This window comes from Bombilactobacillus bombi, from assembly GCF_013607485.1.
Lineage (GTDB): Bacteria > Bacillota > Bacilli > Lactobacillales > Lactobacillaceae > Bombilactobacillus > Bombilactobacillus bombi_A.
Genome location: NZ_SCHP01000062.1, coordinates 1 through 5,465, shown reverse-complemented (window position 1 = coordinate 5,465; position 5,465 = coordinate 1). Strand labels below are relative to the sequence as shown.

Below are 5,465 nucleotides of genomic sequence, written 5' to 3'. Positions count from 1 at the left end.
ATGTAGATAATGAGTACCGGAGGGATAATATGGCTGCTAAAGCTAAATGGAATAAGAAAAAAGATCAAGACGGCGAATTAAGTTTTGAAATCGATCAAGATACAATTAAAAAAGGTTTAAATACGGCCTTTCAACGGGTTCGTAAAACTTTAAATGTGCCTGGCTTTCGTAAGGGTAAAGTTCCACGTGTTGTTTTTGATCAGATGTACGGAGAAGCAGCTTTATACCAAGATGCATTAAATGATGTCTTACCAGAAGCTTATTCTAATGCTGTAAAAGAAGCTGATATTAAGCCAGTAGGCCAACCACAAATTTCTGTGGAAAGCATGGAAGAAGATCAACCGTGGGCAATTAAAGCTACAGTTGCAGTTGAACCAGAAGTTCAATTAGGACAATTCCAAAAATTGGAAGTTAAAAAGCAAGATACTTCTGTCAGTGATCAAGATGTCGAAGATGAATTACAAAAATTACAGAAACAGCAGGCAGAATTAGTATTAAAAGAAGAAGGCAAATCTGAAAAAGGTGACACTGTTGTTATCGATTATCAAGGAACTATTGATGGCAAAGAATTTGACGGTGGCAGTGCTGAAAATTATTCTTTAGAATTAGGATCTAATGCCTTTATTCCAGGTTTTGAGGATCAATTAATTGGTCACCAAAGTGGCGATGATGTTGATGTTAAAGTTACCTTCCCTGAAAACTATCAAAGCAAGGAATTAGCTGGAAAAGAAGCTCATTTCCAAACCAAAATTCACGAAATTAAAGCTAAGGAATTACCAAAATTAGATGATGACTTTGCTAAAGATGTCGATGAAGATGTGGATACTTTAGATGAGTTGAAAACAAAGATTCGTCAACGTTTAGAAGATCAACGCAAGCAAAAAGCTGAAGATGCTGTTGAAGAAGAGGCAGTTAATAAAGCTATTGAAAATGCTACATTTGAAAAAATTCCTCAAGCAATGATTGACCAAGATGTTCAAAATCAAGTTGATCAATTTTTGGGAACAATGCAGCGACAAGGAATTAATCCACAAATGTATTACCAAATGACTGGTACTACCGAAGAAGATATTAAAAAGCGTTTTGCTAAAGATTCAGAAAAACGAGTTAAAACTAATCTATTGTTAGAAGCAATTGTTAAGCAAGAAGATATTAAAGTAACTAAAGAAGAGCGCGATCAAGAAGTTAAAGATTTGGCTTCAGAATATGGCATGGAAGAAAAAGCTGTTCGTGGTGCTTTAAATGATGAAATGCTTGATCACGATATTGCTATTAAAAAAGCCGTAGAAATGATTACAGATTCTGCAGTACAAAAATAATAAGCCTTGCTTAAGCTAATGCCGCATGACTTTAAATCATGCGATTTTAGCCCGGCAGGCTTATTTTTTTACTTATTAACCTTTTGATAATTAGCAGCTATTGCTTGAGCAGAATGTTGATATTGCTTTTGTTCAGCTTCAGTTAATGGTACTTGAGCAACAGCTTTAATTCCCTTTTGATTGACAACTGCAAGCTGACCAATATATAATTTCAAATCAGCGTCGTAAGCAGTTACCGGCAAAGCGCGATTAGCATTACTTAATACTGCCTCTGTGATAAGATTGACACACGTAGCAATCCCATTATTGGTATATTCTTTTCCTGAAAAAATTGTATAACCGCCGGTAACAATTTTTTGAGTTAATTGATCTAAGTCTAAGTTCCAAGCACTAATTGGTTGACCAGCAACTTTAACACTAGACCAGACTGGAAACATTGTATCTCCGTGTTCTCCAAAAACATAGCCTGTGACATCATGGTAATTATGCTGTGTAGCTTCTGCTACTGCATGATGCATCCGTGCAGTTTCTAGACCTGTACCAGTTCCTAAAACTTGATTAGTCGGCAAGCCAGTCTGTTCTTGAAGTAGTCGTGCAATAACATCACATGGATTAGTGATATTAATAATTACTCCATTAAATCCAGATTCTTTGATTTTTGGAGCAACTTCCGCTACAATTTTGCTGGTGAGATGTAGTTCGTAATCGCGTTGACCACCATGCTCTTTCAGCGCTGATATTTTACCAGCACAAAAAATTAGAACATCTAAGTCCGTTAATTCATCCCACTTGCTAGCTTCAAAATCTTGAACTGTTACTTCAGTGTCAGTATCTAATAGTGTGATTTGGTCTTGCAAATCCATCTGTTCGGCGCGGGCTTTTTCATGATTTTTGTCGACTAGCACAATTTTACCAACTTTACCTCTTTGAGCCATAACTAAGGCAGCCGTTGCGCCTACGTGTCCTAAACCAATAATTCCTACTTTATTCATATCCTTATGTCCCTTCTAGTTTAAATTATAAAAGTAAGATTAAAATTTTTACTTTTATATGAGTATATGCTAACCTTTTTATTGCAAATTTGGTAGTATAAAATCCATTTTTGGAGGAAAAAATTATGTTTGATAACACAAATGATGGTGGAGCAATTGTATGTTCCTTTTGTGGCAAAAGCCAAGATCAAGTTAAACAAATAGTTGCCGGTCCTGGAGTTTACATCTGTAATGAATGTGTTGAGCTTTGCCAACAAATAATTGCTGATGAAGGCAATAAAACTGCAGAAGATTTTTCAGTTAATAAATTACCTGCACCTGCTGAAATTATGAAAACCTTAGATCAATATGTTATTGGTCAAAAACAGGCTAAGAAAAATTTAGCCGTAGCAGTCTATAATCACTATTTAAGAATTAATAATCAGTTGCATGAACAAGATGATCAAACCGTAGAAATGCAAAAAAGTAATATTGCTTTGATTGGACCTACCGGTTCTGGAAAAACTTACTTGGCGCAAACTCTTGCTAAAATTTTAAAGGTACCTTTTGCAATTGCCGATGCAACTACGCTTACTGAAGCAGGTTACGTTGGTGAAGATGTAGAAAATATTCTATTGAAGCTGCTACAAAATGCTGACTATGATGTCCAAAAAGCTCAACATGGTATTATTTATATTGATGAAATTGATAAAATCTCTAAAAAAAGTGAAAATGTCTCAATCACACGTGATGTTTCCGGTGAAGGTGTTCAACAAGCACTATTGAAAATTTTAGAGGGTACAATTGCTAATATTCCGCCACAGGGTGGTCGTAAACACCCTCAACAAGAAATGATTCAAATGGATACAACGAATATCTTGTTTATTGTGGGTGGAGCCTTTGATGGACTAAGTGAAATCATTAAAGCACGTTTAGGTGAAAAGACTATTGGTTTTGGAATTGATAATACGCAAGCCATAGAAATTAATGATCACGATGCCTTAATGCAACAGGTAATTCCAGAGGACTTAATGAAATTTGGCATTATTCCTGAATTTATTGGCCGGATTCCGGTTATTACAACTCTTAATCAATTAACTCAGCAAGATTTAGTTGCTATTTTAACGCAGCCAAAGAATGCCTTAGTTAAACAGTATCAACAATTATTTGAATTGAATAAAGTTAAATTAGAATTTAATAAAAATGCACTTGAGGCGATGGCTGACTTAGCTATTAAGCGTAATACTGGGGCACGTGGTTTGCGTTCAATTATTGAAGCGACCTTAATGGACACGATGTATGAAGTTCCTAGCCGTGATGATATTAAGCGTGTTGTAGTAACCAAAAAAGCCGTGGAAGGACAGCAGCGGCCTCAACTTTATTCTGAAGATGGCAAGGTTGCTTAATGATGCAGATTACTGATTTAAAAATGGATTTAAGTGCTGTTAGTAAAGCGCAATATCCCACTGATGGATGTCCGGAAATTGCTTTACTCGGACGGTCTAATGTGGGAAAGTCTTCTTTAATTAATACTTTATTGCAGCGCAAAAATTTTGCTCGAACTTCTAGTACACCAGGAAAGACTCAGACTTTAAATTTTTATCAAATTAATCAAGCTTTTTATTTGGTAGATGTCCCCGGATATGGGTATGCACGTGTCTCTAAACAACAACGGGCTCAATTTGGAGCCATGATTGAGGAATATTTAACCACCCGCAAAACTCTGCAGGGAGTAATTATTTTGATTGATGGCCGACGCGCACCAACCGCTGATGATGTATCGATGTATCAATATGTTAATTACTATCATTTGCCGACCTTAATTGTAGCAACTAAAATGGATAAAGTTAAAAAAAATCAATGGAATAAAACTGAGAGTTTGGTTGTGAAAACCTTAAATCTTAATCAAGTGGATCAACTACAACTATTTAGTTCACAAACCAAATGGGGACAGGAAAATGTTTGGGAGTGGATTGAAGAAAAAATTGGTTATAAAAATAATGATTATTAATAGTACTTGCTTTCAATAAGTAAATAAAAGAGCTGAGATAAAAATGTGTCTCAGCTCTTTTCCTACGATTAGTCAAGTGTGTATTAAATTAGATAACCACCTTTACTATTTTAAATAGTGGTAATGGCCTATAATGAAGTTGCAAGAAAGTATAGAGGAGGTTTTTACTTTGAAAAAAATTATTAATCAAGTTGCTGATATTGTTCCAGAAATGGTACAGGGACTAGTAAAATCTAGTAATGGATTATTACGTCAAATTCCGGGCACACAGGCTGTTATTCGTAATGATGAACAGTTTAAACAAAATAAACAGGTAGGAATAGTTTCTGGCGGCGGGAGTGGACATGAGCCCTTACATGCTGGATTTGTAGGTCCAGGTATGTTAACTGCTGCAGTTTGTGGTGAAATATTTACTTCACCTACTCCTGATCAAATCTATGAGGCCATAAAAGCAGCTGATTGTGGTCAAGGAGTATTATTAATTGTTAAAAATTATTCCGGTGATGTCATGAATTTTGATATGGCTCAAGAAATGGCTGCTGCAGACGGAATTAAAGTTGCAAAAATTATTGTTGATGACGATATTGCTATTAAAGATAGTCAGCAAGGAAGGCGTGGAGTAGCGGGAACTGTCCTTGTTGAAAAAATTATTGGGGCTGGTGCCCAGCAACAACAAACATTGGAACAATTGCAGCAATTGGGACAAGAAGTAATCGCTAACACTAAAACTTTAGGTATTGCTTTACATGCGGCTACTGTTCCTGCAGTAGGCCATCCTGGTTTTGAGTTGGCAGATGATGAAATTGAATATGGTGTGGGCATTCACAATGAACGTGGTTATGCTACTCAAAAATTACAATCTTCCCAAAAATTGGCACAAGAATTGGTAGGGAAAATTTTAAATGAATATGAAGCTCCTACTAAAGCAGAATTTGCGGTTTTAGTTAATGGAATGGGATCAACGCCATTAATGGAACAATATGTTTTTATGAATAATGTTTTAGAAGAATTATCAAAGCGAGATATTAAGATTACTTTTAGTAAAGTGGGAAATCTTGTTACTTCCATAGATATGACTGGTTTGTCTTTAACACTTTTAAAATTAAATACTTGCTTGCAAAAATATTTAGTCCAAGATGTAAAAACGTTAGGATGGTAAAAGAT

5 protein-coding genes are annotated in these 5,465 nt (G+C 35.5%); 4 read left to right on the top strand and 1 reads right to left on the bottom strand.

What is annotated here, in order from left to right; translation table 11 throughout:
- Positions 1-29: 29 nt before the first annotated feature.
- Positions 30-1,319, top strand: coding sequence for a trigger factor (gene tig / locus EQ827_RS07635; RefSeq protein ID WP_181190406.1), 1,290 nt, complete (start codon positions 30-32; stop codon positions 1,317-1,319).
- 68 nt (positions 1,320-1,387) lie between these two features.
- On the opposite strand, the gene EQ827_RS07630 is transcribed toward tig, so the two are convergent.
- Positions 1,388-2,311: a lactate/malate family dehydrogenase gene (locus EQ827_RS07630; RefSeq protein WP_181190405.1), complete on the bottom strand. Its 924-nt coding sequence runs from the start codon at positions 2,309-2,311 to the stop codon at positions 1,388-1,390.
- Between the two features lie 125 nt (positions 2,312-2,436).
- On the opposite strand from EQ827_RS07630, the gene clpX reads away from it, so the two are divergent.
- The 3 genes from clpX to dhaK all read left to right on the top strand — a co-directional run bounded on the left by clpX (position 2,437) and on the right by dhaK (position 5,460).
- Positions 2,437-3,696: an ATP-dependent Clp protease ATP-binding subunit ClpX gene (clpX, locus tag EQ827_RS07625; RefSeq protein ID WP_181190404.1), complete on the top strand. Its 1,260-nt coding sequence runs from the start codon at positions 2,437-2,439 to the stop codon at positions 3,694-3,696.
- Between the two features lie 2 nt (positions 3,697-3,698).
- Positions 3,699-4,301: a ribosome biogenesis GTP-binding protein YihA/YsxC gene (gene yihA / locus EQ827_RS07620; protein WP_181190403.1), complete on the top strand. Its 603-nt coding sequence runs from the start codon at positions 3,699-3,701 to the stop codon at positions 4,299-4,301.
- A 169-nt stretch (positions 4,302-4,470) separates the two neighbouring features.
- The gene (dhaK, locus tag EQ827_RS07615; RefSeq protein ID WP_181190402.1) at positions 4,471-5,460 is read left to right on the top strand and encodes a dihydroxyacetone kinase subunit DhaK; all 990 of its coding nucleotides are present in this window, start codon (positions 4,471-4,473) and stop codon (positions 5,458-5,460) included.
- Positions 5,461-5,465: the final 5 nt, after the last annotated feature.

Excerpts from the sequence above, each read along its gene's own strand:
- tig (WP_181190406.1), top strand. The coding sequence starts at position 30 with ATGGCTGCTAAAGCTAAATGGAATAAGAAAAAAGATCAAGACGGCGAA.
- EQ827_RS07630 (WP_181190405.1), bottom strand. The coding sequence starts at position 2,311 with ATGAATAAAGTAGGAATTATTGGTTTAGGACACGTAGGCGCAACGGCT.
- clpX (WP_181190404.1), top strand. The coding sequence starts at position 2,437 with ATGTTTGATAACACAAATGATGGTGGAGCAATTGTATGTTCCTTTTGT.
- yihA (WP_181190403.1), top strand. The coding sequence starts at position 3,699 with ATGCAGATTACTGATTTAAAAATGGATTTAAGTGCTGTTAGTAAAGCG.